The organism is Accumulibacter sp. (genome assembly GCF_031732815.1).
Taxonomy (GTDB): domain Bacteria; phylum Pseudomonadota; class Gammaproteobacteria; order Burkholderiales; family Rhodocyclaceae; genus Accumulibacter.
Window position 1 is genome coordinate 1 of sequence record NZ_JAVMKF010000176.1, and the last position, 24,581, is coordinate 24,581.

23 protein-coding genes and 1 pseudogene are annotated in these 24,581 nt (G+C 66.8%); 8 read left to right on the forward strand and 16 right to left on the reverse strand.

The genetic code is table 11. The features are described from left to right. From RKP46_RS11570 to RKP46_RS11605, 8 genes are all read right to left on the reverse strand, one after another. Positions 1-288 (reverse strand): Ig-like domain-containing protein (locus tag RKP46_RS11570; RefSeq protein ID WP_311106780.1); only part of this gene is annotated, 288 nt, incomplete at its 3' end. 91 nt (positions 289-379) lie between these two features. Next, the gene (locus tag RKP46_RS11575) at positions 380-544 is read right to left on the reverse strand and encodes a hypothetical protein (protein WP_311106781.1); all 165 of its coding nucleotides are present in this window, start codon (positions 542-544) and stop codon (positions 380-382) included. Between the two features lie 214 nt (positions 545-758). After that, entirely contained in the window at positions 759-1,034 is a 276-nt protein-coding gene (locus tag RKP46_RS11580) for a type II toxin-antitoxin system RelE/ParE family toxin (RefSeq protein WP_311106799.1), read from the reverse strand. Between the two features lie 119 nt (positions 1,035-1,153). Then, complete coding sequence (locus RKP46_RS11585; RefSeq protein ID WP_311106782.1) at positions 1,154-1,984, reverse strand: formylglycine-generating enzyme family protein; 831 nt, start codon at positions 1,982-1,984, stop codon at positions 1,154-1,156. Then, positions 1,879-2,466 (reverse strand): HRDC domain-containing protein, encoded by a 588-nt coding sequence (locus RKP46_RS11590; protein WP_311106783.1) that lies wholly within the window; start codon positions 2,464-2,466, stop codon positions 1,879-1,881. Before RKP46_RS11590 ends, RKP46_RS11585 begins: the two co-directional genes overlap by 106 nt. 160 nt (positions 2,467-2,626) lie before the next feature. After that, entirely contained in the window at positions 2,627-5,350 is a 2,724-nt protein-coding gene (locus tag RKP46_RS11595; RefSeq protein ID WP_311106784.1) for a formylglycine-generating enzyme family protein, read from the reverse strand. Continuing rightward, positions 5,347-6,327 (reverse strand): AAA family ATPase, encoded by a 981-nt coding sequence (locus tag RKP46_RS11600; RefSeq protein ID WP_311106785.1) that lies wholly within the window; start codon positions 6,325-6,327, stop codon positions 5,347-5,349. The genes RKP46_RS11595 and RKP46_RS11600 overlap by 4 nt, the downstream gene beginning before the upstream one ends. Positions 6,328-6,332: 5 nt before the next feature. After that, positions 6,333-7,796, reverse strand: a complete 1,464-nt coding sequence (locus RKP46_RS11605; protein ID WP_311106786.1) for a toll/interleukin-1 receptor domain-containing protein — start codon at positions 7,794-7,796, stop codon at positions 6,333-6,335. A gap of 124 nt (positions 7,797-7,920) precedes the next feature. Between RKP46_RS11605 and RKP46_RS11610 the strand changes: the two genes are divergently transcribed. Further along, positions 7,921-8,241: a hypothetical protein gene (locus tag RKP46_RS11610; protein WP_311106787.1), complete on the forward strand. Its 321-nt coding sequence runs from the start codon at positions 7,921-7,923 to the stop codon at positions 8,239-8,241. Positions 8,242-8,395: 154 nt separating this feature from the next. Here RKP46_RS11610 and RKP46_RS11615 read toward each other — a convergent pair whose 3' ends face one another. Continuing rightward, entirely contained in the window at positions 8,396-8,710 is a 315-nt protein-coding gene (locus RKP46_RS11615; RefSeq protein ID WP_409194133.1) for a hypothetical protein, read from the reverse strand. A gap of 72 nt (positions 8,711-8,782) precedes the next feature. Beyond that, entirely contained in the window at positions 8,783-9,181 is a 399-nt protein-coding gene (locus RKP46_RS11620) for a hypothetical protein (RefSeq protein ID WP_409194134.1), read from the reverse strand. A gap of 812 nt (positions 9,182-9,993) precedes the next feature. Between RKP46_RS11620 and RKP46_RS11625 the strand changes: the two genes are divergently transcribed. Beyond that, positions 9,994-12,426: a TIR domain-containing protein gene (locus tag RKP46_RS11625; RefSeq protein ID WP_311106788.1), complete on the forward strand. Its 2,433-nt coding sequence runs from the start codon at positions 9,994-9,996 to the stop codon at positions 12,424-12,426. Positions 12,427-12,494: 68 nt separating this feature from the next. Here the strand turns inward: RKP46_RS11625 and RKP46_RS11630 are convergent, their stop codons facing one another. From RKP46_RS11630 to glnA, 5 genes are all read right to left on the reverse strand, one after another. Continuing rightward, positions 12,495-12,728: a hypothetical protein gene (locus tag RKP46_RS11630; RefSeq protein WP_311106789.1), complete on the reverse strand. Its 234-nt coding sequence runs from the start codon at positions 12,726-12,728 to the stop codon at positions 12,495-12,497. Positions 12,729-12,984: 256 nt separating this feature from the next. After that, a complete protein-coding gene (ntrC, locus tag RKP46_RS11635; RefSeq protein ID WP_311106790.1) occupies positions 12,985-14,421 on the reverse strand; it encodes a nitrogen regulation protein NR(I) in 1,437 nt (478 codons plus the stop codon). Positions 14,422-14,487: 66 nt separating this feature from the next. Then, the gene (gene glnL, locus RKP46_RS11640) at positions 14,488-15,558 is read right to left on the reverse strand and encodes a nitrogen regulation protein NR(II) (RefSeq protein ID WP_311106791.1); all 1,071 of its coding nucleotides are present in this window, start codon (positions 15,556-15,558) and stop codon (positions 14,488-14,490) included. Positions 15,559-15,584: 26 nt separating this feature from the next. Next, positions 15,585-16,091 (reverse strand): DUF4124 domain-containing protein, encoded by a 507-nt coding sequence (locus tag RKP46_RS11645; RefSeq protein WP_311106792.1) that lies wholly within the window; start codon positions 16,089-16,091, stop codon positions 15,585-15,587. A 179-nt stretch (positions 16,092-16,270) separates the two neighbouring features. Next, positions 16,271-17,686, reverse strand: coding sequence for a type I glutamate--ammonia ligase (gene glnA / locus RKP46_RS11650; RefSeq protein WP_311106793.1), 1,416 nt, complete (start codon positions 17,684-17,686; stop codon positions 16,271-16,273). A gap of 291 nt (positions 17,687-17,977) precedes the next feature. On the opposite strand from glnA, the gene RKP46_RS11655 reads away from it, so the two are divergent. The 3 genes from RKP46_RS11655 to tpx all read left to right on the forward strand — a co-directional run bounded on the left by RKP46_RS11655 (position 17,978) and on the right by tpx (position 20,319). Further along, a complete protein-coding gene (locus RKP46_RS11655; protein ID WP_311100375.1) occupies positions 17,978-18,427 on the forward strand; it encodes a rhodanese-like domain-containing protein in 450 nt (149 codons plus the stop codon). Between the two features lie 116 nt (positions 18,428-18,543). Next, positions 18,544-19,641 (forward strand): quinolinate synthase NadA, encoded by a 1,098-nt coding sequence (nadA, locus tag RKP46_RS11660; RefSeq protein ID WP_311106794.1) that lies wholly within the window; start codon positions 18,544-18,546, stop codon positions 19,639-19,641. 174 nt (positions 19,642-19,815) lie between these two features. After that, a complete protein-coding gene (gene tpx, locus RKP46_RS11665) occupies positions 19,816-20,319 on the forward strand; it encodes a thiol peroxidase (RefSeq protein ID WP_311106795.1) in 504 nt (167 codons plus the stop codon). A 73-nt stretch (positions 20,320-20,392) separates the two neighbouring features. Here the strand turns inward: tpx and RKP46_RS11670 are convergent, their stop codons facing one another. Next, positions 20,393-21,313, reverse strand: coding sequence for a cobalamin-binding protein (locus RKP46_RS11670; protein WP_311106796.1), 921 nt, complete (start codon positions 21,311-21,313; stop codon positions 20,393-20,395). Between the two features lie 201 nt (positions 21,314-21,514). Here RKP46_RS11670 and RKP46_RS11675 point away from each other — a divergent pair, with 201 nt between their 5' ends. From RKP46_RS11675 to RKP46_RS11685, 3 genes and pseudogenes are all read left to right on the forward strand, one after another. Then, positions 21,515-22,996 carry a cobyric acid synthase gene (locus tag RKP46_RS11675; protein ID WP_311106797.1) on the forward strand — a complete coding sequence of 494 codons (1,482 nt, stop codon included), beginning with the start codon at positions 21,515-21,517 and terminating at the stop codon, positions 22,994-22,996. 64 nt (positions 22,997-23,060) lie between these two features. Then, positions 23,061-23,231: pseudogene (locus tag RKP46_RS11680) on the forward strand (integrase core domain-containing protein); the annotation flags it as partial. A 79-nt stretch (positions 23,232-23,310) separates the two neighbouring features. Then, positions 23,311-24,213 (forward strand): class III extradiol ring-cleavage dioxygenase, encoded by a 903-nt coding sequence (locus RKP46_RS11685; RefSeq protein WP_311106798.1) that lies wholly within the window; start codon positions 23,311-23,313, stop codon positions 24,211-24,213. Positions 24,214-24,581 lie beyond the last annotated feature (368 nt).

Here is a 24,581-nt window from a genome sequence, read left to right on the forward strand (position 1 = left end):
CTGCAGGCCGGTGATGTCGATCGACGTCACCGACAGCGCGTCGCCGTCCGGGTCGTAGTCGTTGGCCAACAGACCGGGCGCCGCGATGGCCAGCGTCTGGCCGGCACGCGTGGTGTAGTAGTCGTCCTGGACAACCGGCGTGTTGTTGATCGGAGCTGGCAAAGGTTGCCAGAAGGGCTCTGGAAACGCCAGCAACGCAAGCGCGCGGTTCGATTCGGTCGGGTCGAGCGTGTCGCTGACGACGGCTGAACCCATGTTTGAATCATTGTTCAGAATGCTTTTCTTCATAGATGTTCTCCGTCGCGAACGGCCCTCCCCAGGAAGGCAGACTGGCGCTTCCCCAAGCAAGAACCACGCCGCCACCTTCAGTGGATTGGTATCAATGCCATTTTTCCGCGTCGCAGGCATGGCCTGTAAAGTTTTTCGACACTTGCAGACCTTCGTCGGCGATCAAGCGCTCGACCCTTGCACCTTGCGTCCCGGTCGCCGAGAGCGAAACGGCCGTGCCGCCTTTTCGCATTGGCCCGCTTTCCTTGGCATGCATGATTTTTCGCCGGGCGATCAACGCCAGCCCCTGGCGACGCTCTGGGCGATTGGATGCGGGTCAGCGAGACGGGCTGGCGCCGACGCCGACCAACCGCCGGGCCGAGCGCCATGGGCAGAGATCCTTGCGCCTGGGCGGCGAGGGGTTTGCGGAACTCCTCTTCCAGCATTTCGCCGGGGGATACCGGAGCGAACTCGCACAGGGTTCTGGTCCGTCAGCGATCATCGATGATCGCCACATCGGCCAAGCCGTCCGCTGACCGGACAAGGCAGACGCGCCAGCGATCATTGCTCCTGATGCTGTGCTGTCCCCTTCGGTTACCGGTCACAGCATCGAGGCGATTTCCCGGCGGAACGCGCAGATCGTCGAGAACGGAAGACCCGTCAAGCTGGGATAGCCCGCGCAGCGCCGGGTGCTCGCTGCCCACCCGGCGACGAACGCTCCCACCGGCGAAGAGCGCTTGCGTATCCTGGCACTTGAAGCTCTGGATGGTCGCGGCGCATCGTCACGGCGTGACGAAGGGCAACACCGACCGCTCACAGGCAGCGCTGGCCGTCCCGTACCCCGCGCGTCCCGCGCGGCGAACAGGACGTCCTTCCGGGCGGAGGTTCACCTGCCTGCTGGCTGGTGACCTAGGGCGAGCCGGAACCCCACGGCCTGGTAGCGGTAGCCAGGCTCGAACCGGTAACGGTCGGCGGAATGCACGAACCCGCCGACGCTGCTCCACGAGCCGCCGCGCACCACGCGGGAATCGCCACTCGGTGGCCCTTGCGGATCGACCTGCGGCTCATTCGCGTAATCGCCGTACCAATCCGCACACCATTCGTACACATTGCCGTGCATTTCGTACAAACCCCACGCGTTCGCCGGCAGCGACGCCACCGCCACCGTCTTCTCCCGATACAGCCCCTGCGCCCCGCCCGCGTAGGGGACGTTCCCATCGTAGTTGACCCGCTCCGGCGTCAGCTCGTCGCCAAACGAAAACGGCGTCGTCGTCCCCGCCCGGCACGCGTATTCCCACTCCGCTTCGCTCGGCAATCGCACCGCCAATCCCCCTACCCGACGCTCCAGTTCGCCGATGAAGCGCTGCACATCGTCCCACGAAACGTTCTCCACCGGATTGCGCGCATCGTCCTTGAACTCGCTCGGATTCTCCCCCATCACCGCCTGCCAGAAGGCCTGCGTACACGCCGTGTCGGCCAGCCAGTAACCCCGGCTCAGCGTCACTTCGTGCTGCGCCTCGTCGTCATCCCGCTCCGGCTCGTCCGCCGGCGAACCCATCAGAAAACGCCCCGGTGCGATCCAGCGGAAGACCTGGCGCACTTCGCCCAGCGTCAAGGCCATCCACAGACCGTATTCGTCGTCCTCGCCCCAGTCGCTCGCCCAGGGCTGCGGAAAGGGGTCGGGAAAGAAGACTTCGCCGGGATCGCGAGCGGACATGGCACTCCTCCTTGCAGGCGCCGCTTCGGCAGGCGTTCGGCGCTTAGCGGCGCGCAGCGCGCGCCGTAACGGGTGGCGGCAGCTTGGCGGCGGTTGATCTGGACGTTCGCTTTGCGGCTTATCGTGGCCCGCACCGTGACCATCTCGGCGAGTTGCTCGTTGGTGAACAGCGCGTAGATCGGCAAGCCGTCGTGTTCGGCGATGGTCTTGCGCAGTTCGCGCAGCTCCGCGTAAACCGCGAAGTCGCCCTCGCTGAGCACCTCGCGGTAGTCGATCCGCGCGCGCTTGCCGCCCCCCGCCGCCGCGCGCTCGGCGCCGTCCGCCTCGACGGTCGTCAGGCAAAACAGCCAGTACGAGAGCGCGCCCTGCGCGATGAACTGTTTATCGACCGCGGCGACACGATGCTGCGCGCAAAAGGCGTTCAACTCGTTGGCACCTGCCGCTGGCGCCAGGGCGTCTACCGTAAAGAAGTGGAATCGCATCGGAGCGCTCATTTCGCAGGTTTGAAGAAGCCGGAGAGTCTATCCCATAACGAGCGCGCTTTGCCGTCCGGAGTGCCCGCCGGGCCACGCGGCGCGGCCGAGGACGGCTCCGCCGTCCTCGGCCGCAGGATTGTCGGCTCCGCCGCCAATCCCTTCCCAGTCACCGGCTCCGCCGGTGACCTACCTGCTCGCCTGGACCTAGGGCGAGCCGGAACCCGACGTACTGGTCGCGGTCGCCAGGCTCGTACCAGCCACGGTCGGCGGAACGCACGTACCTGCCGATGAAGTTCCACGAGCCGCCGCGCACCACGCGGGAATCGCCACTCGGTGGCCCTTGCGGATCGACCTGCGGCTCATTCGCGTAATCGCCGTACCAATCCGCACACCATTCGTACACATTGCCGTGCATTTCGTACAAACCCCACGCGTTCGCCGGCAGCGACGCCACCGCCACCGTCTTCTCCCGATACAGCCCCTGCGCCCCGCCCGCGTAGGGGACGTTCCCATCGTAGTTGACCCGCTCCGGCGTCAGCTCGTCGCCAAACGAAAACGGCGTCGTCGTCCCCGCCCGGCACGCGTATTCCCACTCCGCTTCGCTCGGCAATCGCACCGCCAATCCCCCTACCCGACGCTCCAGTTCGCCGATGAAGCGCTGCACATCGTCCCACGAAACGTTCTCCACCGGATTGCGCGCATCGTCCTTGAACTCGCTCGGATTCTCCCCCATCACCGCCTGCCAGAAGGCCTGCGTACACGCCGTGTCGGCCAGCCAGTAACCCCGGCTCAGCGTCACTTCGTGCTGCGCCTCGTCGTCATCCCGCTCCGGCTCGTCCGCCGGCGAACCCATCAGAAAACGCCCCGGTGCGATCCAGCGGAAGCGTTGCCTGACGCCGCCGACCTCGATTTCGCTGAACAGGCCGTAGGCGTCGCGGCCGAGCGCGCGCGCCCAGCGCGGGCGCGCGATGCCGGCGACGGTGAGCGCCAGGTGCGGCGCGTGCAGCTCGACGCGCTCGACCTCGCGCGTCAGCACGGCGACGCGGTGCGGCAAGGCGCTGGCGGCGAGATAAACCGACGCGCCGTCGGCGGCCGGCGCCGAGGCCGTCGGCAAGCGCCTGACGCGCACGAAAACGCCGCCGTCGACCAGCGTCAGATCGGTGTACGGACTGCCGGCCGGCGGCCAGCCGCCGACCTTCGCGTCGAGCGCTTCGAGACACAACTCGGCGCCACGCTGACGCAGCGCGCAAGTGATCGGCCGGCGCTCGGACGGCGGGTCGAGGAAGAAACGTACCTGTTCCGGACGCACCCCCGCCGGCAGTTCGACCGCCTCGCCACGCGCCACGCGCGCGCGCTGCGCGAGCGCCCAGAGCGCGACCTGAACATCGTCGGCGGCCAGAATCGGGTCGCTTTGGCGGTCGACGTGGCGCTGGTTGAACTGCTGCAGGGCAAGCGCTTCAGGCCGTTGCTCGGCCGTGCGGGCGAGCGCCCGCAGCCAGCGCTGCGCCTCTTCCCGCAGCTTGTCCGACACGGCCTGCGGCGCCAGTCGCTGGCTGGCGATGATTTCGCTGAAACGCACCGAGTCGGGCAAGCCGGCATGGTGGGCGAGGATCAGGTCGACGGCGGCCCGTTGCAGATCCGGCGCGAGCGCGGCAAAGGCGTCCTGGTAGCGGGCGATCGCCGCCTTGTCGGCGTACTGGAAACCCTGCGGGCCGGCGCGCACGTCGGCGTGTTGCCAGATCAGCGCTTCGCCGAGGACATCGGCCACCGCTGCCGGCAAGAGTCCGCGTGCCGCGCGCAGCAGCGGCGGTTCGACGCGTAGCGCGGGCGCGAGCAGCGTGAGCAGGCTTTCGGCAGCCCGTCGGCCGCGCTCGAATTCCTCACTGCGCCGGGCTTCCGCGTCGCCCGCCGGCGGGCGGGCGGTTGTCGGACGCAGACGGCTGTGGCGGTCCCATTCGACGAGCGTGAAGCTGCGCAGCAGTTCGGCCGGGTGGAGGCGCGCGGGAACCGGGCAGAGCGCCAGCGCCTGCCGTCCAGCGCTGCGCAGGCGGCCGGCGAACTGCTGCCAGCCGGGCAGCGCGGCCGATGCGGGGTCGAGCAGGCCGAGATCGCCGAGGATCAGCAGCGCGGTCGTCGGCGCCGGCGACTGCCAGCGTTGACGCATCAGGCGCCGCCGGCCGTGCGCGCTGCGGTCGACCAGTGGTTGCGCTCCCGGCTCGTCCGCCAGCAGGTAGTGTTCGATCCGCTGCCGGCCGTGGCGTTTGAGCAGGGCGCGGTGCAGCGCGTCGAAGTCGGCGTGCAGCGGCGTCGTCTGCCGCGAGTAGTCGGCGAGAATGGCAATGCGCGGGCTCCAGCCGTGCCGGTGGAGCAGCGGAATGCGGCGCAGCGCTTCGCCGCGCGTCAGGTTGTCGAGCAGGCGTGGAATGTCGGGCTGGTTGAGCTCGAGCGATCGCCCGAGTTCCCGGCGCAGGAAAGGCCACAGGCGCGACCAGCGGGTCAGCGCCGGGTGCGCGGGCAGACGCAGCGAAGCGGGATCGGGGCGCGGATCGTCGGTGAGCAGCGCGGCTGTCGCCAGCCAGCCGGGCGCTTCGTCGGCGCCGGCGCCGGCTTCCGGCGCGCTCTGCCGGTGTTCGCTGACGTGGAAGAAGCGCGCGCCAGGAAGCTTCGCCGGACGTTCGGGCAGCGGCGGCCCGCTGTCGTCGAGGCCAGCCGGCGGCGCCGGGGGTACGACCTCGGGCGCGGCGGCGGGCTTCGCCAGCCGCCCGCTGGCTCGCTCATAGCCGAGCGCGGCGGCAACCTGCTCGAGCGCCAGGTCGCCGTGTTCGGCCTGCACGCGCAGCAGGTCGGCCCGCCCGACGGCGGTTCGCGTGCGCAGCGGCGCGTGGCTCATCCGTTCGCCGGCGGATGTTTCTTCAAGGCGAAGTCCTGCACCTTGGCGAGCAGCGCCCGCTGCTGCGCGGGGTCGGCCTGCAGCGTGGTGACGACGCGCAGCAGATCGATGTACTCGGCGTAACCCGGCCCCTGCAGACCCTGGGCAGTGGCCGCCTGCCGGTCTTCCCACAGTTGGGCGGCGGCGCTGCGATAGACCTCGTCGGGGCAGCGATCGGCGAAATGCAACTTGCCGCGTTCGATCAGCGCGGCGATGAAGTCGCTTTCGCTCTTCGGCATCTGCAGGTTGAGCACCAGACAACGGCGGACGAAGGCCGCCGGCAGCTCGCGTTCCTCGTTGGTGGTGATGACGACCAGCGGCGTCGGCGTTTCTGGCGCGACGCTTACCGCCTGCTCGAGCCAGGGAACGGTGAACGCGCCGTTCCCCAGCGTTTCCAGCAGGCCGTTCGGCAGATCAGCCTCCGCCTTGTCGATTTCGTCGATGAGCAGCACGCTGCCCTGGGCCGGCGTCCACTCGCCCGGTGGCTGCGGACGCGCGCTGCGACCGCTGCTGCGCAAGTGCTGGCGCTCGGCGGTGTCCCAGTCGAAAGCCCACCACAGCGCACCCGGGCTGAGGTAGTTGCGCTGATCGAGGCGGGCGCGCACTTCCTCGGCGCTGCAGTGACCGGCACTCATCGCCTGCGCGTCGCCCAGCCGGGCGAGCCCGTCAAAACGCCACTGCAGATCCTGGCTTTCGCTGCGCGCGTGCACCACTTCGGCCAGGAACAGGCGACCGAGCGCCTCCGCCGCAGCGCGCGCCAACTGACTCTTGCCCGAGCCCGGTTCGCCGCGCACCAGCAGGGGCCGCTGCGCGGCGAGCGCGGCACGCACGGCCCAGGCCGAGTTTTCGTCGAAACGATGCACCGTCGCCGGCCACGAGCCGCGCGCCGGGAGCGTCAGGGGATGCAGTGGAAGCACGGGGATTGCGGTTGTTTTCATCGGGATCAGCGCAAAGTGTCGGGAAGGTTGAGGAATCCGCGGATGATGGTGATCAGGCGCGTCTCGCGCAGCAGCAAGGGGTTCTGATCGCCGGAGGGCTGCATCTTCTGCAGGTAGATGATCCTCAGGCGCGGCAGAAGCTGGTGCAGAGCGTCGTAAACGGCCGGCCGCTGCAGCGGCGAGTTCTCATCCGCGTCGACCAGGATGTAATGGTGCCCGGTCTTGTGCTTTTCGTCGTATTCGAGTGCGTCCCGAATGAATTCGGCGAGGAGTTCCCTTTGCTCCGGGTCGAGCAGCCGATCGCCGCGCTGCTCGCCGAAGTGCCGCGCCACGTCGATCAGGAGGCCGTCGATTGCCTGCGCGTCGTTGAAACCCGATTCGAGGTCGGAAAGCTCGATCCTGCCCCGCCCGACCACGTGCAGTCCGCCGCTCGGGCGGAAATCGGGGCGGACCTGGCGGTAACGCGAACTGACGATCTCGGCACCGCCTCCGGTGCGCACGAACAGGGAAAAGCGTGCGCCGCCGCCAGCATCGTGGCGATCGTTTTCCTCCTGCGCCTGCACCCAGTCCGGCCGGACGGCGAGGACACTGAGCCAGAAAAGCAAGGACTTGGCCGCCTCCCAGACATCCGATTCGCGTATCGCGTGCGGCGACTTGCGCGGCAGCGCGGCGCGCGTCGCCGGCCGCAGAACATCGTCGAGCACCGTGCCGAGCGGGCTGGTGCACAGCCAGCGCGCGAGCGCGGCTCGATCGGCGCTGCCGGTCAAGCCCTTCTGCAACGCGTGCTGGCAGATCATCTGCGTGAGTAAAGGGACCTCGGCAAGCGCCTGGCTGACCTCGTCCTCGACCGTGGCCAGGAAGATCGCGTCGGCAACCCGGGTGTCGCGCTCAGCGCGCTCGCCGCCGTCGCTCTCATACTTCTCCGGAGCGATGCGCGCCAGCAGGGCGGCGAAGTCGGTGTCCCGATGCACGTCCTCGGTGAGCGTGTTCATGTCGGCCAGGGTGTGCTGCAGTTGATCGATCAGCCGCCGAAATTTGGCGTAATCGTCGAGTTCAGCGCGCGTATGCTGCGTGTGCTTCGGGTCGTCCAGGCCCGCGAGTTCCGCCTCCAGAGCGGCAATCTCCTTTTCCCAGTGCTTCAGGTAGCGAACACGCTCGACCGGCTTGTACAAGGGTGTTCGCGCGAGAACGATCGGACTCACCCGCTTGTGGAAGCCTCCGTTCTCGTGGATCCGGCACAGCTCGTACATGCAGTAGTCCGACTTGAAATACGCCTCGCTGAGCACCAGAACAATATGCCCGGCGGCGCCGATCTGGTTCATGAACTGGCGGATCGAGTCGCCGTAGCCCAGCTTCTTCTTGTCGTAGCACAGTTCAATTCCGCGCGCCATGCAGGCTTGGTCCAGCTTTTCGACCAGCGGCTTCTGCGCTTCCTCTTTCCACGCGTACGAAACGTAGACGCTGACCATCGAAACCCTCCCCCCGGATCTGTCGGCAAGTGCATGGGCGGGGTCCACCGGGCGGCGCCGGGCGGGCGGCAGCGCCGGCCGGGCGAGTTCGTGGGGAACCCGTTCACCGGGTCAAGTATCAGCGGTGGCCGCGCGCAAGTCAAACACGCGCCGCGCGGCGGGATCGGGCGCGCCGGAGACGGTGGACGCGGACGTGGCGGGCGTGCCGGCGGCGCCCGCCAGCGCCTCAGGGCGGCGGGCCGGTCTCGCGCTCGTCGCCGCTGGCCGCGCCGGGCGCTTCGAGCTTCAGTTCCTGAATTTTCCGGGTGAGCGCCATCACGGTCAGCCAGTTACAGAGGTTCTCGAGCGAGCGGACATTGCCCAGGAAATCGAGCCCGCAACGCTGGTGCAGCGCAACTTCCGGGAAGCGCTTGGCGTCAACGCCGAGCTCGTGCGCGCGATTTGAACCAGCTGGGATAGTAAGAGATTTAGGGCAGAGGACATTGCCCGGCTGGATGGGTGGATCGAGGCAGACCTGAGCCGGCAAAAGTGATTGCCCGGCAGCGCTTAAGCCACCTCGGCCCGTAGGCTGAACAGATTGACGGGCGCCCGGACTTCCTTCATACGTCCGCGTCCAGCCAGAACCTGATCGGCAACCGTAACCATGCCCGCTCAAGTTCATCAGTATCGCGCTTTACGGCGCTGCGGTCTCGATGCTGCCGCTGCGAAATCTGTGTGATCGATCCGGGCATTTCCTTCACCACCCGGAACACTGCCAAACGAGCTGCCGTGATGGGCTTCATCACCACAGCGGGGTCTTCGAAGCCGACGATACGGTCCTCGGGTAGCGGTTCGCCACGTTCCCCCGCGATGGCCAACTGACGGCCACGCTTGAAGAAGTCTTCGTCCGTTCCAGTCGTGTCAGGCGCCGACACCCGCACAAAGCCTCAGCGCTTTGCATTGCCCAGCAAAAGCCAAAGCCCTGCGGGCAGAAACCGCATGCACGATTACGGCATCATCCCGTCGTCGACGCGACGCCGTTCTTCTGACGGCAGAAAAATGGCCTCCGCATCCGGGTGGCACCCGACGAGAAACGCCATCATTTCGGTAGTGTCCTTCGAGAGATGGAAGCCCATTATCTTCTCGTTGAACTCCAGCGCCTTGGCGGCTGGCACACTGATCGCGTCGATGCCGCGCAAGATCAGCGCCCCGTTCATCACGAAACGGGAAGTGCACTTGTTGCCGCGGTAGAAGAACTGCTGCAGAGCACCAGACAGGAAGAACGCCGTCGCTCGTTCAAACGGTTTGCACTCTTGTAGAGTGGCCAGTCCGTCGTTGAACATCCGGTTCAGTTCCGGCGCACCGGGCCGTTCAGCACGCGGCAAGCACGCGTGCTTGCGGTCCAAGGAAGCGCTGGATGGTCGATCGCCACACGCGCATCGGGCCGCAAGTCCGACCAGCCACAAAATCGAGAGCTCCGCAGGCACCTTGAATTCGTGGCGTCGTTGGTGAAGAACACGCACGGTAACCCATTAGCGAGGCAAAATCCCGTTCGCTCCGGCTCACTTGGTCAATGCGTCCAGACGCTGTGTCGCTTACTCGTCTCCGCGTGCCGCCTGCTGGCGCGACCACTCGACGGTCAAGGCATCGTCCTTGGCGACGCCTTGGCCTTCCTTGTGCACGACGCCGACTTCCTTCCTGGCGGATGGCTGCAGGTCTCGCGCGGTTCCCGGGAAACGCGGCCTGGGGAAAAACCGGCGTGAATTCTTGCTTGACGATGGTCTGCCAGAGCGGATTCGAACGCCGAACGGTGGTTGAATTTCCTATCCTTTGCCGGCGCCGCTCTATCCAGTCGGCGATTTGGTCAGAGCACGCCCGCCGGGCAGCATGTCCATCAGGGCCAGATATTGGTGCGGCATCCTCGCGCCACCACCTCTCTGCACCTCGCCATCCACCGCGCCGGCTTCGGCTGGCCGGGATCCGGTTCCGGCTCCCGCTTCAGTGCATGCAGCGAACCACGCCAAGAACGTTTCCGCATCTGCAAAGCCATCAACGTGCGCGGTGCAAGGCCCTTGCACGCAGCTACTGTTTCGCCGAACAGGGGTTCTGCCGTCGGGTGGCTACTCCATCATGCCGTATCCGTGCAGCAGATATCGTGATAATGTTGCCCGTCGGGCGGACGCAGCGTCGTCGGAGAGGGTGCCAGAGGAGGGAAAGGATGGACAGGGTTCAGTACGACATCTTTGTCAGCTATCGACGAGTTTCACCCGACCAAGAGTGGGTGCGTGGACAGCTCGTCCCCGCGTTGAAGAAGGTGGGACTGAAAGTTCTCCTGGACGTCGATGATTTCGTACCGGGCAGAAACCTGATCCTCGAGATGGCCCGCGCGACCGAGGAGAGCCAACGGATGCTGTGCGTTCTCAGCCCGGAGTATTTCGAAAGCGGCCGGATGGTCCAGTTCGAGTCCCTTACTGTGCTGGCGGCCGCGCCGGCGGGCCAGGACTCACGCCTAATCCCGATGATCGTCCGCCCGGTGAAGTTGCCGGTCTGGCTTCAACATATCGTCCCAGTCGACTGGACGGATCCGGCCGCCCGCCAACATGAGTGGTTGAAGCTCCTGGCAGCACTCGGTGTCGATCGGACCGGGGATGCCCAGACTCGGGCGCTGCAGGTGTTGCCCGGACCGCTTCCTGAGTGGGTCGTTCCGAACAACCTGCCTCGCCAGCAACTCTTCGTCGGACGTGACGAGCAACTGGCAGGGATTGCGTCGGCGCTGGCCGTGGAGACGCGCGGCTGGGGAGTCTGGATCAGCGGACCCGGGGGAATCGGCAAGACGGCTCTCGCTATCCGCGCTGCCGCGAAGGCGCCGCAGCGCTTCAGGCGCGTAATCTTCATGTCAGCCAAGGAGACGGACTTCGGTCCGGAAGGCGAGCACCCGCGCCACGAGTTCGTGCTGCACGGCTATATAGAGATGCTCAATGTGATCGCAAGGGAATTAGGCAAGCCCGAGCTGATGCAGGCTCCCGATACAGAGCGCCCATTCCTCGTCCGGCGAGAGATCGAGGGTGGCGCCGTCCTGCTGATTCTCGACGACTTCGATAGCCTGCCGCGCAATGACCGGGATCGCTGTCTGTCCTTCCTCAGCGGGTTACCGGCCAGTTGCAGCGCGATCGTCACCGGACGTCGAAGTCGCGTTGATGTCCAGGCGGTCACGCTGCGCCTCGATCGGCTGATCGAGAAGGACGCTCTGGATCTGCTGGACAAGCTTGCTGGTCAGTACCCGCTCCTGAGGGCGGCCGATCACGACCAGCGCTCGCGCCTGTATCAGGAAACCGCCGGGAATCCTCTTCTGATGCGTTGGGTTGCAGGGCAGCTCGGCCGCGGCGGCTGCAGGACGGTCGGTGCCGCTTTGCGCTTCCTGAACGAGGCCCCCGCCAATAACGATCCGCTCGAGTACATGTTTAGCGAAGTACTGCAGAGTTCCCCGGAACTCGAACTGCAGTTGCTGGCACTGCTTAGCCACTTTCCGAACGAGATGGCGCTGGAACTGATCGTCCGCCTTATGCGTGCGCGAGAGGATGTCGTCGAGATGGCTCTGACCGCGCTGGCATCCCGAGCCTTGCTCGTTCCTGACGTTGAACTGACGCGCTTCCGGCTCGCTCCGATGGTTTCCGCCTTGATCGAGCGCCAGCGGCCGGAACTCGTCACCGAGATGGGCAGGCGTGTCGAGAACCGCGCCTATGACCTGATCGTTCAGAACGGCTATCTGCATCACGAGTGCTATTCGACACTCGAGGCCGAGTGGCCGATCATCCTCGCGTCGCTGCCGATGTTTCTTGCCGGCGACAATCAGCGCCTGCAATGTATCTGCGATGCGTTACACATCTTCCTTGAATTCACGGGGCACTGGGACGAGTGGCTGTCACTGAACGAGAAGGCCGAGCGGAAGGCGTTCGACGACGGCGACTACTACGAAGCGGGGTGGAGGGCGTGGCAGACCGGCCGCGTTCATCGCCTGCGCCATCAAGCCGACACCGTCTTCGCCTGTGCCGACCGCGCGACCGATCACTGGGCGAGGACCCAGAGTCCCGAATACAAGCGTTCGCCGCGGGCCGGTGCACGCGAGAACGGCGACGCCCTGACGCTTCGAGGCAAAGCTCACTATCTCAGGAAGGAGTACCCGGCAGCGATCCACTGCTTCACGCAAGCGCTGGCAGTGCTCAGCGCAGAGTTCGGCGAGACCCGCGATTACGCAAGCGCGCTGAACGGTCTGGGCGACGCGCTGCGACACTCCGGCAAACACGACGACGCTGAGAAGGCTTACCAGGAAGCGCTGGCAATTGCCCGCCGTATCGACTCGCCAAACGACATCGCTGCGTTTACCGGCAACCTGGCAGCACTGGCGATAGATTGCAGGGACTACCCGAAGGCGGAGAGTCTGGCGCGAGAAGCGCTGAAGCTTGCCGAGCAAGTTGGTCGGCAGGAGTCGATCGCGGCCGACTGCCGCCGTCTCAGTGAGGCGTGCGAGGCCCAGGGCAAGCTTGACGAGGGGCAGCGCTACGCGCGCCAGGCGGTCGAGGCCTATCGACGGCTGGGCTCAACCTTCTCCGACATCGCCGAATCGATGAGCACGCAATGGAAGCTCGGCTGACCTCGGCAAGCGAACCGTACGGAGATACGGTCTTGCAGTCGAAGCCGTGACCGGCGCGGCGAAAATGCTTAGGGACCGTGTTCCTCCTGCCGATCGCCAGCGTCGGGGGTCGGCGATTCGTTCTTGAGGGGATGCGCCTCACTCCGCAAGCCGTGCAGCGACTTCGGGCGACGCTCCGGACGCACCTCGTCGTCTGGCGCGGCCTGCTGGGCAAATCCGATGGCGAAGCCATGTGCGCCTGCGGCCACGGCGCCGGTTTCTGTCTCGATGCTGGTGTGCGCGTCGCGGGCAACGACCGGCAAGTCCGGAGCGCCTGCTGCCCTACTTCGCCCGCCCGGCCTTTGCACAGGAACGGCTGCGGCAGATCAACGCGGAGCACCTCTCGTCGCCGGAAGTCCAAAACCGGGGCCGGGCGGGCTCTGCAGCCAGAGCCTGACCCCGCTCGAACCCTGACCCGCCTAGCCGTGCGCAAGTCAAGCATGCGCCGCGGCGGGATCGGGCGCGCCGGAGACGGTGGACGCGGACACGGCGGGCGTGGCGGCGGCGCCCGCCAGCGCCTCAGGGCGGCGGGCCGGTCTCGCGCTCGTCGCCGCTGGCCGCGCCGGGCGCTTCGAGCTTCAGTTCCTGAATTTTCCGGGTGATCGTGTTGCGGCCGATGCCGAGCGCCTGCGCGGCTTCGATGCGGCGGCCGCCGGTGCGCAGTAGCGCGCGGCTGATCAGAATGCCTTCGAAGGTCTGGATCAGCTTTTCGTGCACGTGACCGGCCTGCGCGGCGAGCAGGCGATCGACTTCGTCGGCGAGGGCGCCTTCCCAGTCGTTGGCGCGCGCGCCGGGGGCGACGGTCTCGCGCAGGTCGGGCGGCAGGTCGGCGAGTTCGACGAGTTGGCCGGGCGCCATCACGGTCAGCCAGTGGCAGAGGTTTTCGAGCTGGCGGACGTTGCCCGGGAAATCGAGCCCGCAGAGCTGGCGCAGGGTGACTTCGGAGAAGCGCTTGGCTTCGACGCCGAGTTCCTGCGCGCTTTTCTGCAGGAAATGGCGGGCGAGCAGCGGGATGTCTTCGCGCCTTTCGCGCAGGCTGGGCAGGCGGACGCGGATGACGTTCAGGCGATGGAAGAGGTCTTCGCGAAACAGTCCCTGGCGGACGCGTGCTTCGAGGTCCTGGTGCGTCGCGGCGATGATGCGGACGCGGGTTTTCAGCGGCGAGTGGCCGCCGACGCGGTAGTAGTGGCCGTCGGAGAGGACGCGCAGCAGGCGCGTCTGCAGTTCGGCCGGCATGTCGCCGATTTCGTCGAGGAAGAGCGTTCCGCCTTCGGCCTGTTCGAATCGCCCCTGGCGCTGCGTCGCGGCGCCGGTGAACGCGCCGCGTTCGTGGCCGAAGAGTTCGGATTCGAGCAGGTCGCGCGGAATCGCCGCGGTGTTGATCGCGATGAACGGCTTGTCGGCGCGTGAGCTGTGGCGATGCACGGCGCGCGCGACGAGTTCCTTACCCGAACCCGATTCGCCGGTGATCAGGACGGTGGCGTTCGACTGGCTGAGTCGGCCGATGGCGCGAAAGACTTCCTGCATCGCCGGCGCCTGGCCGAGGATCTCGGGCGTCAGTCCGGCTTCGCTCTCCGCACCAATCTGGTGCATACTCTCGCCGATCGCGCGCCGTATCAGTTCGATCGCCTGATCGACGTCGAAGGGTTTCGGCAGGTATTCGAAGGCGCCGCCCTGGAAAGCGGCGACCGCGCTGTCCAGGTCGGAATAGGCGGTCATGATGATCACCGGCAGCGAGGGAAAGCGCTGGCGGAAGATCTGCAGCAGTTCGAGCCCCGACTGGCCGGGCATGCGGATGTCGGAAACAAGGACCTGCGGCGCGCCGCCGGCGTCGAGCTGGGCCAGCGCTTCACCCGCGGAGGCGAAGCTGCGGAAGGGGATCTTCTCGCGCGCGAGCGTTTTTTCGAGGACCCAGCGAATTGATTTGTCGTCGTCGACGATCCAGACGGGTTTCATGAATTCCTCAGGCAGCTTGACGATGGTCACTCAATTGACAAGCAAGAAGCCTGCCCGCTCACCGGATCAGGCCAGTGGCAGGCGGATCGTGAAGCGCGTGCGGCCCGGCCGGCTGCTGCAGTCTATCGTCCCCTGGTGCTGCTGGACGAAGCTCTGCGCCAGCGTCAGGCCGAGGCCGCTGCCGTCCGGGCGTCCGGAAACGAGCGGATAGAACATGCGTTCGCGGATGTCGTCGGGAATTCCCGGGCCGTTGTCCAGCACTTCGACGGCGATCGCCAGACGGTAGCGCCGCTTGGCCAGCGTGACCTGACGCGCGACGCGCGTGCGCAGCGTGATCTGCCCGGGGGCGGGCGCTTCGCTCGCCGGCTGGCGGTCGATCGCCTGCGCGGCGTTGCGCACGATGTTGAGGAAGACCTGTATCAGTTGCTCGCGGTCGCCGACCAGGTCGGGCAGGCTGGTGTCGTAGTCGCGCTGCACGCGCAGCAGCGGAAACTCGGCGGTGAGCAGGCTGCGCACGCGTTCGAGGATTTCGTGGATATTCACCGGGCCCGGCTGCATCGGGCGATGCGGCGAGAGCAGGCGGCGCATCAGGTCCTGCAGGCGGTCGGCTTCCTTGATGATGACCTGCGTGTATTCGCGCAGCGCGGGATTGTTCAGTTCGTGTTCGAGCAACTGCGCGGCGCCGCGGATGCCGCCGAGCGGGTTCTTGATTTCGTGTACCAGATTGCTGATCAGCTCGCGGTTGGCGTGTTGCTGTTCGGCCAGGCGCTCTTCGCGCGTCGCGCGCAGTTGCTGGTCGATCGGCCAAAGTTCGACGAGCAGGCGGACGTCGGCGGCATCGACCGGGTTGACTGCGCAGTTGACCGGCAGGACTTCGCCGTCGGCCAGGCGCAGTTCGATGTTCTCGCCGGTATAGCCCCAGCCCTGACCCAGCACCTTGTCGAAGGCGCCGAGCAGCGCCGGCGGACACCCCATGAAAGCGGCCAGCGGCAGGTCGGCGAAGACCTTGCCGCTGATCCCGAGCAGGTTTTCGGCCGCCGGGTTGAGGTAGCGGATCGCCAGGCGCTCGTCGAGCAGGACGACGGCCGACGAGAGCAGGTCGAGTCCACCGAAGGCGCTGGCTGCCGGCTCAGTCATCGTGCGGCGGCGGGCGGCGGGCGTGTTCAGCGCAGATTGGCGATCTCCTTGCGGATCGCTTCGATGTTGCGCTCGTGCAGGGCGACCTTGTCCTTGTAGGCCTGCAGACGCTCCTGCACCTTGGCGCCGTTGATCGCGCCGCCCCGCACGCGCTCGGTGGGGAGGAAGACTTCCTGCTGCGCGGCGAGTTCCTTTTTCGCCTGCTCGGCGTTCTGCTGCTCGCCGGCGAGTTCGTTTTCGAGAATCCGCCGGCGGTCGCCGTCGCGCGACTTCTGCGTCTTGTCGTCGACTTTCGGGAAATCGGCCGGCGTTGCCGTTGCGGCCTTCGGCGCGCCCGGCTTGGCCGGCGCTTTCGGCGGCGGTGCGACGTTGATCGGTTCGAGAACGATCTTCCGACAGTTCTTGGTCGGAACGTTCGAGTAGAGAACCCGCCCGTCGACGTCGGCGCACTTGAAGATGTCCTGCGCGTCTGCCGGTGCTGCCGCCAGCCAGAACAGGGCAGTCGAAAGACACAGGGCTTGCGGTTTCATCATCGTTCTCCTCGGTCGCCGCCGTCCGGCCAGTGCGCAGGTAACGGAATGCTCGCACGCGCACGCCGGCCGTCAAGTGTATTGGATCACGGCAGCCGATACAAACGCCGGAGAACGGCGCCCGGCAGACAAAAAAAAGACGGGCCGTAGCCCGTCTTTTCCCTTGCCCTGGCGCCTGGCGCTCAGCAACTGTAGTACAGATCGAACTCGACCGGGTGCGTCGTCATCCGGATGCGGTTGACTTCGTCCATCTTCAGTTCGAGGTAGGCATCGACCCAGTCGTCCGAGAAGACGCCGCCGCGGGTGAGGAACTCGCGATCCTTGTTGAGCGCGGCAAGCGCCTCTTCCAGGCTGGCGCAGACGGTCGGGATCTTGGCGTCCTCCTCCGGCGGCAGGTCGTAGAGGTTCTTGTCGGCCGGCTCGCCCGGATGAATCCGGTTCTGGATGCCGTCGAGACCCGCCATCAGCAGCGCCGCGAAGCACAGGTAGGGATTCGCCAAGGGGTCCGGGAAGCGCGTCTCGATCCGCCGCGCCTTGTCGGAAGCGACGTGCGGGACGCGGATCGAGGCCGAGCGGTTCTTCGCCGAGTAGGCCAGCTTGACCGGCGCTTCGTAGTGCGGTACCAGACGCTTGTACGAGTTCGTTCCCGGGTTGGTGATCGCGTTCAAGGCCTTCGCGTGCTTGACGATGCCGCCGATGTAGAAGAGCGCGAGTTCCGACAGGCCGGCGTAACCGTTGCCGGCGAACAGGTTCTTGCCGTCCTTCCAGATCGACTGATGCACGTGCATTCCCGAGCCGTTGTCGCCAACGATGGGCTTGGGCATGAAGGTGGCCGTCTTGCCGTACTGATGGGCGACGTTATGCACGACGTACTTCAGCATCTGCGTCCAGTCGGCCCGCTTGACCAGCGTGTTGAACAGCGTGCCGATTTCACACTGACCGGCGGTCGCCACTTCGTGGTGGTGCACTTCGACCGGGACGCCGATCTGTTCGAGCGTGAGGACCATCGCCGAGCGCAGGTCGTGCAGGCTGTCGACTGGCGGGACCGGGAAGTAGCCGCCCTTGATGCCGGGACGGTGGCCGGTGCCGCCCTCGCCTTCGCTCTTTTCGCCGTTCGTCCAGGCGGCTTCCTGCGAGTAGATCTTCAGGCTGCAGCCCGACATGTCGACGCTCCAGGCGACCGAATCGAAGATGAAGAACTCGGGTTCCGGGCCAAAGTACGCGGTGTCGCCGATGCCGCTCGACTTCAGATAGGCTTCGGCGCGCTTGGCGATCGAACGCGGGTCGCGATCGTAGCCGCGCCCGTCGGCCGGGTCGACGACGTCGCAGGTAATGACCACCGTCGTTTCGTCGAAGAAGGGATCGACGTAGGCGGTGCTCGGGTCCGGCATCAGTTGCATGTCGGAGGCCTGAATTCCTTTCCAGCCGGCGATCGACGATCCGTCAAAGGCGTGACCGTTCTCGAACTTGTCTTCGTTGAACGCGCTCACCGGAACGGTCACGTGCTGTTCCTTGCCGCGGGTATCGGTGAAGCGGAAGTCGACGAACTTCGCTTCGCTTTCCTTGACCATCTTGATCACGTCTTGCGGGCTTGCCATTGCAGAATCTCCAGAGCAGTTGCCGGGGTGCCGGCGAAAGTATAAAAGGTAGCTTGCGCTCGGGTACTAGCAGAAAACATGCCAGTCCCTGCATTGCTGATCGAGCATTGTGCCACAAGGGCATCGCGCCAACCGGCTGTTTTTTCCGCACCATGGCGGTGCATACGCGGGCAGCCGCGCACCCCGGCGGTGCGCGGCGCACCCCGCCTTCGTGCCGCCGGAAACGTCGGCCGGCAAGTGCTTTATACTGCTGTTTTTGCCTTCCAATCGACGGGGTACGCGCCGGGCACCATGGGAAAACTGACCGATCTGCTGCAACTGGCTCGCGCGCGCGGGCACGACCTTGGCCTCCCCTACGCCGGTGCGCTGACGCCGCAGGAAGCCTACGATGTCTGGCAACTGGCGCCCGGCGCCCGCCTGATCGATGTCCGCACGCACGCTGAATGGGATTGGGTCGGACGCATCCCGGGCGCCGTCGAAATCGAGTGGATGAGCTACCCCGACAATCGGCTGAACATTCACTTCCTTGCCCAGGTCGAACAGCAGGTGGATCGCGAGGCCTTGCTGATGTTCATCTGCCGCAGCGGCGTGCGCTCGCACCATGCGGCGGCGCTGGTCAGCGAGGCAAGGCAGCGCGAGTGCTACAACGTGCTGGAGGGCTTCGAGGGCAACAAGGACGCGCGCGGCCAGCGCGGCAAAGTCGGCGGCTGGCGCCACGCCGGCCTGCCCTGGCAGAGCTGAAGGCTCGGCCGCCGCCAGCGAATCGCCGCACCGGCGCCGGACAGCACTCGTCGCCGAGTTGCTTGTCCGACGCAGACGCTCAGACTCTTTTTCGCTCACGTTTCGGATCTCGCCCCATGCAAACTGCAACCATCAGCTTCGACAAGTTCAACCCGTTGCAAGACGACGAGTGCCATGCGCGGATTCGTGCCGCGCGCGCGCGCCTCGCCGAGCAGGCCGTGCTGCTCTGCCACCACTATCAGCGCGCCGACGTCTACCAGTACGCCGACCTGACCGGCGACTCGCTCAAGCTGTCGCGCCTCGCCTCGCAGACCGACGCGCGCTACATCGTCTTCTGCGGCGTGCACTTCATGGCCGAGGTGGCCGACATCATGTCGCGCCCGGAGCAGTTGGCGATCCTGCCCGATCTGGCCGCCGGCTGCTCGATGGCCGACATGGCCAATCTGGCCAAGGTCGAACGTTGCTGGCGCGAACTCGGCGAGGTGCTCGAGGTCGAGCAGCAGGTGACGCCGGTGACCTACATCAATTCGGCGGCCGATCTGAAGGCCTTCTGCGGCGAGCGCGGCGGCATCGTCTGCACCTCGTCGAATGCGGGGAGCATTGCCGCCTGGGCCTTTGCGCAGCGCCCGAAGATCCTGTTCTTTCCCGATCAGCACCTGGGCCGGTGGACCGGCCACCAGATGGGGATTCCGCTCGACGAAATGGTCGTCTGGGACCCCGACCTCGAACTCGGCGGCCTGAGCGCCGAGCAGATTCGCCACGCCCGCCTGCTGCTCTGGAAGGGGCACTGCTCGGTGCATCAGATGTTTCAGCCGGCCCACATCCTGCGCTTCCGCAACGAACACCCGGACGGCCTGGTGATCTCGCATCCGGAATGCAGCTTCGAGGTCTGCCGGCAGTCGGATTTCGTCGGCTCGACCGAGCACATCGTGCGCACGATCAAGCAGGCGGCGCCGAATACGCGCTGGCTGGTCGGCACCGAGTTGAATCTGGTCAACCGGCTCGCCGAGGAGGTGCGCGCCGAGGGCAAGATCGTCCAGTTCATGGCGCCGACCGTCTGCATGTGCTCGACGATGCAGCGCATCGACCCGCAGCATCTGGCGTGGACGCTGGAAAACCTGGCCGACGGCAATGTCGTCAATCAGATCAGCGTCGCCGCGCACGAGCGCGCTGCTGCCAAGCTGGCGCTCGACCGTATGCTTGCCGTCTCCTGATCGGTCTCGCCGGCCAACCACCGGCCACGCTGAAAGCGGTGAACTTTCCCGGCGAGCGATTGACCAAGAACTGCCCGGCGCGTGTCGCCGTCGGCGTCGTTGCCCCAGCCAGACGATCGCCAAGCGTCCTGAACCGTCCGACTCATCGCATCCCAACCCACGAAGGAATAGCCCATGACCCGCACTGTCACCCTCGGCGGCAACGCCGTCCCCGTCGCCGGCAACTTTCCGCAGCCCGGCCAGACCGCGCCAGCCTTCTCGCTCGTCGGCCGCACGCTGGCCGCGACGACGCTCGCCGACTTCGCCGGCAAGCGCAAGATCCTGAACATCTTCCCGAGCATCGACACGCCGACCTGCGCCACTTCGGTGCGCAAGTTCAACCAGGCGGCGAGCAGCCTGGCGAACACCGTCGTGCTCTGCATTTCGGCCGACCTGCCTTTCGCCCAGGGACGTTTCTGCGCGGCCGAAGGACTGGAAAACGTACACACGCTGTCGACGCTGCGCGGGCGTGAGTTTCTGCGCGACTACGGCGTCGAACTGGCCGACGGACCGCTCGCCGGGCTGGCGGCACGCGCCGTCGTCGTCCTCGACGAAACCGACCGCGTGCTGCACAGCCAACTGGTCGGCGAGATCAAGGACGAACCCGATTACGACGCGGCGCTGCGCGCGCTCGCCTGAGCGCCGGGCACGAACCGCTGGCCGCCGCGCCGGCGGTTACCGCCCGCCGCCGCGCTGAAGGCCGGCGGCCGACTCAGCGGCGGCGCTGGCGCGCCTGTTCGAGATGCCGGCAGAGTTGCTCGGCGCCTTCGAGCAGACGCGGCGTGTGGCGCTGAATCAGGTCGGGCGGAACGAAGAACAGGTTGTCGCGCTGCACCGCGGTGATGCGCGGCCATTTCTTCCAGTCGTCGAGCCATTCCGGGCGCGCCTCGCCCATGCCACTGGCGACGATCGCCTCCGGGTTGCTGGCGATCACCGCTTCGACCGTGACGCTCGCCGCCATCGCTTCCAGCGTGCCGAAAACGTTTTCGCCGCCGCACAGGTGAATGGCGTCCGAGATGATCTGACTGCGGCCGACGGTCATCAACGGCTGCTTCCAGATCTGGTAGAAGGTGCGCACACTTGCTTTGCCCGAATACTGCGTCCGCAGTGCGACAAGCCGCTGGCGGAAGCGCTGCGCGGTGACGCTCGCCACGCCCTGCGTGCCGGCAAGCGTGCCCAGACGCTCGATCTCGCTGGCCACGTCTTCGATGCGGTTCGGCTGCGAGACGTAGAGCGTGTAGCCTAGCCCGTGCAGCTTGTCGAGATTGGCCGTCGCGTTGCCCGACTGCCAGCCGACGACCAGGTCGGGCTTGAGCGCCGCCACAGCTTCCAGATCGAGCCGGGCATAGCTGCCGACGCGCGCGATCTTCTTCGCCGCTTCCGGGTAATTGCTGTAATCGACCGTACCGACGATCCGTTCGCCAGCGCCGGCGGCGAACAGCGTCTCGGTCAGGTGCGGCGCCAGACTGACGATACGCTGCGCCGGCTGCGCCAGCCTGACCGTCTGGCCGAGGTCGTCGCGCACACTGACTTCGGCGCCGGCAGCGGTCGCCGCTGCGCCGGCGAACAGCGCGAGTCCGCGCAGGACGATGCGGCACAGCCAGCGGCTGCGCGGTGTTGCTTTGCCGATCATGGGGTTCCTTGGGCAAGCGGTGAAGACGATCGTGGCCGACGAGTGCGCACCGGACGGGCCGCCGGCCAGGGCCGGAACGCCCGATCAGCGACGCGCCGACGGATTTTAGCGCGCCGCAGCGGCCGGCGCCGGAACGAAGCGACCGCCGCGTGCGAGAATGCGGCGTCCGGCGCTTGCGCCGATTCCCCGAAACGCCACTCCATGGCAACACCAAGCTCTCTGCCTGCCGGTACACCGGCGCTGATGGTTCAGGGCTGCACTTCCGACGCCGGCAAGAGCACGCTGGTTGCCGCGCTGTGCCGCATCCTGAAACGCCGCGGCGTGCGCGTCGCGCCGTTCAAGCCGCAGAACATGGCGCTCAATTCGGCAGTCACCGTCGACGGCGGCGAGATCGGCCGCGCCCAGGCGCTGCAGGCGCTCGCCGCCGGTCTGCCACCGCATAGCGACTTCAACCCGGTGCTGCTCAAGCCGAACAGCGACCGCCAGGCGCAGGTGATCATTCACGGCAAGGCGCTCGACAGTCTGGACGCGATCGCCTACCACGAGTACAAGCCGCGCGCGCTCGCCGCGGTGCTCGAATCGTACCAGCGCTTGTGCGCGCAGTACGCCTGCGTGCTGATCGAGGGAGCGGGCAGCCCGGCCGAAATCAACCTGCGCGACCGCGACATCGCCAACATGGGCTTCGCCGAGGTCGTCGACTGCCCGGTGATCCTGATCGCCGACATCGATCGCGGTGGCGTCTTCGCGCATCTCGTCGGCACGCTGGAACTGCTCTCGCCCTCCGAACAGGCGCGCATCCGGGGATTTGTCATCAATCGTTTCCGCGGCGACATCCGCTTGCTCGAATCCGGGCTCGACTGGCTCGAGCAGCGCACCGGCAAGCCGGTGCTCGGCGTTCTGCCCTACCTGCACGGGCTCTACCTGGACGCCGAGGACGCGCTGCCGCGCGCCGAGACGGCCAAGGCGGCGGCCCGCCTGCAGGCGATCGCACCGGCCTTCCCGCGCATCGCCAACCACAACGACCTCGACCCGCTGCGCTTCCACCCGGCGGTCGATTTCCGCTTCGTCGGCCCGGGCGAGACGCCGCCAGCGGCCGACCTGATCGTCCTCCCGGGATCGAAGGCGGTGCAGGCCGACCTCGCCTGGCTGCGCGCGAACGGCTGGGAAGCGGCGATCCGCCGCCACTTGCGCTACGCCGGCCGCTTGATCGCCATCTGCGGCGGCTACCAGATGCTCGGCCGTCACCTGCACGACCCGCTGGGAATCGAGGGCGAGCCGGGCAGCGCCGCCGGTCTGGGCCTGCTCGACTGCACGACGACGCTGGCCAGTGAGAAGCAACTGAAGAACGTCGTCGGAACGCTCAACCTGCCCGGCCGGCCGGCCGTCCGCGGCTACGAGATTCACATGGGTGTGACCACCGGTCCGGCGCTGGCGCGCCCGGCCGCGACGCTGGCCGGCGCAGCCGACGGCGCGCTTTCCGAAGACGGCCAGATCCTGGCCACCTACTGCCACGGACTGTTCGACGAACCGGCAGCGCTGGCCGCACTGCTGCGCTGGGCGGGAGCGCCGGCAGACGCCGCCCCCTTCGACGCCGCGGCACGCCGCGAAGCCGACCTCGACCGGCTGGCCGACACCGTCGAGCAGGCGTTCAGATGGGAGAAGCTGGCCGGTCTGCTCCCCTGAGCGCTGGTGAAGTTTTCGCCTCGACGGGGCGAGCCCCTGCGCCAGACGGTGAAGGATGGGGCCCGTGTATCGCAAGGCCGACGATAGCCTCGCCGAGGCCAGAGCCAAGCTGACCGCACACGTCGGCTTCTACAACGAGCGCCGACCGCATCGTGCCCTGGACGATAAGATCCGACAGGGTCAAGCGCAAGGGCAACACCGGCCAGGCAACGACAGGCGGCAGGTCTCCTTGTGACAAACCAGCTCTTCTGTTCAGGCAAGCCTGTCCAGACGGGCGCTGCCACCGCTTTTGATGATTTGAGGAGATATCGATCATGACCGAGCACCCGTACCAGGCCTTCCTGCGCGAGGCGCTGCCCGCAAGCGCCGCCCAGCGCGGGTGGACCGGGGCCGACGGCGCGCTGCCCGCACTCTACCTTGGCCACGGCGCGCCGCCCCTGCTGGAGAGTCGCCGGTGGATGGGAGAGCTGTTCGGCTGGGCACGCACCCTGCCCAAGCCGCGCAACGTCCTGATCGTCAGCGCGCACTGGGAAGCGGCACCGATCGCCGTCAGCCAGCCTGCCGCCGGAACACCTCTGATCTACGACTTCGCGGGCTTCGACCCGCTCTACTACCAGATGCGCTACGCTACCCCGGACGCCACCCAGCTCGCTAACTGCGTCGTCGCCAGCCTGTCACACACGGCGCCCGGCCAGGCTGCATCGAGCGCATCGGCGAGGGTGTCCGGCGGCGTGTACCGCCACCCCCGGCGCGGACTCGACCACGGCGCCTGGGTACCGCTGATGAGCATGTACCCAGCGGCCGACGTCCCGGTACTGCAACTCAGCCTGCCCACGCACGAACCGGACCGCTTGCTCGAGATCGGGCAGCGCCTGCGCCAACTGCGTGAAGAGGGGACCCTGATCATCGGCTCCGGTTTCATGACCCACGGCCTGCCATTCCTGACCCACGAGCAATTTACCGGAAGAGAACCCGAGCCGGCCTGGTCGCGCGACTTCGACGCCTGGGCCGGCGAGGCCCTGGCCGCTGGCAACATCGAGGAACTATGCGCGTTCGCCAGCAAGGCGCCGGGAATGCCGTACGCCCACCCCACCGTGGAGCACTTTGTCCCGGTGTTCGTCACTCTTGGCGCCGCAAGCCGGCCCGACCAGGCCGTCCAGACCACCATCGAAGGCTACTTCTTCGGCCTGTCCAAGCGCTCGTTCCAGGTCACCTGAACCGGGCACGCCATCTGCTGATCGCTCCCGCGAGACCGGGGCAGGTATACCTCGCGCACGATCTCCCACCCGCGCGATGGCCGCAGCGCCGGCGGCCATCGTACACAGTTGGGCGCTCGGTCGCGCCTGTCAGCCGGGAAAGTGAATTGCTACGGCGCAGCGATTGCAGCACGCCACCTCAAGAAGGTGAAGGCGGGGCAACCGAGAACGCCGGAGCCGCCTCGTTCCGCACCAATGACCTGCCAATGGTTTTTGGCAGCGCGTCGGCCGCTCCTAGCACCCCGCCGCCGGTTCCTGCCGGGCCCGCGATCCACCGGCGTCCGGCAAGTCCTTGAGGACGAGCGGCAGTCCGGCAGCAACCAGCGTGA

Bases quoted from the DNA above. Each gene is read 5' to 3' on its own strand.
- RKP46_RS11575 (WP_311106781.1), bottom strand. From the start codon at position 544: ATGCATGCCAAGGAAAGCGGGCCAATGCGAAAAGGCGGCACGGCCGTT.
- RKP46_RS11585 (WP_311106782.1), bottom strand. From the start codon at position 1,984: ATGTCCGCTCGCGATCCCGGCGAAGTCTTCTTTCCCGACCCCTTTCCG.
- RKP46_RS11590 (WP_311106783.1), bottom strand. From the start codon at position 2,466: ATGCGATTCCACTTCTTTACGGTAGACGCCCTGGCGCCAGCGGCAGGT.
- RKP46_RS11595 (WP_311106784.1), bottom strand. From the start codon at position 5,350: ATGAGCCACGCGCCGCTGCGCACGCGAACCGCCGTCGGGCGGGCCGAC.
- RKP46_RS11600 (WP_311106785.1), bottom strand. From the start codon at position 6,327: ATGAAAACAACCGCAATCCCCGTGCTTCCACTGCATCCCCTGACGCTC.
- RKP46_RS11605 (WP_311106786.1), bottom strand. From the start codon at position 7,796: ATGGTCAGCGTCTACGTTTCGTACGCGTGGAAAGAGGAAGCGCAGAAG.
- RKP46_RS11625 (WP_311106788.1), top strand. From the start codon at position 9,994: ATGGACAGGGTTCAGTACGACATCTTTGTCAGCTATCGACGAGTTTCA.
- ntrC (WP_311106790.1), bottom strand. From the start codon at position 14,421: ATGAAACCCGTCTGGATCGTCGACGACGACAAATCAATTCGCTGGGTC.
- glnL (WP_311106791.1), bottom strand. From the start codon at position 15,558: ATGACTGAGCCGGCAGCCAGCGCCTTCGGTGGACTCGACCTGCTCTCG.
- RKP46_RS11645 (WP_311106792.1), bottom strand. From the start codon at position 16,091: ATGATGAAACCGCAAGCCCTGTGTCTTTCGACTGCCCTGTTCTGGCTG.
- glnA (WP_311106793.1), bottom strand. From the start codon at position 17,686: ATGGCAAGCCCGCAAGACGTGATCAAGATGGTCAAGGAAAGCGAAGCG.
- RKP46_RS11655 (WP_311100375.1), top strand. From the start codon at position 17,978: ATGGGAAAACTGACCGATCTGCTGCAACTGGCTCGCGCGCGCGGGCAC.
- nadA (WP_311106794.1), top strand. From the start codon at position 18,544: ATGCAAACTGCAACCATCAGCTTCGACAAGTTCAACCCGTTGCAAGAC.
- tpx (WP_311106795.1), top strand. From the start codon at position 19,816: ATGACCCGCACTGTCACCCTCGGCGGCAACGCCGTCCCCGTCGCCGGC.
- RKP46_RS11670 (WP_311106796.1), bottom strand. From the start codon at position 21,313: ATGATCGGCAAAGCAACACCGCGCAGCCGCTGGCTGTGCCGCATCGTC.
- RKP46_RS11675 (WP_311106797.1), top strand. From the start codon at position 21,515: ATGGCAACACCAAGCTCTCTGCCTGCCGGTACACCGGCGCTGATGGTT.
- RKP46_RS11685 (WP_311106798.1), top strand. From the start codon at position 23,311: ATGACCGAGCACCCGTACCAGGCCTTCCTGCGCGAGGCGCTGCCCGCA.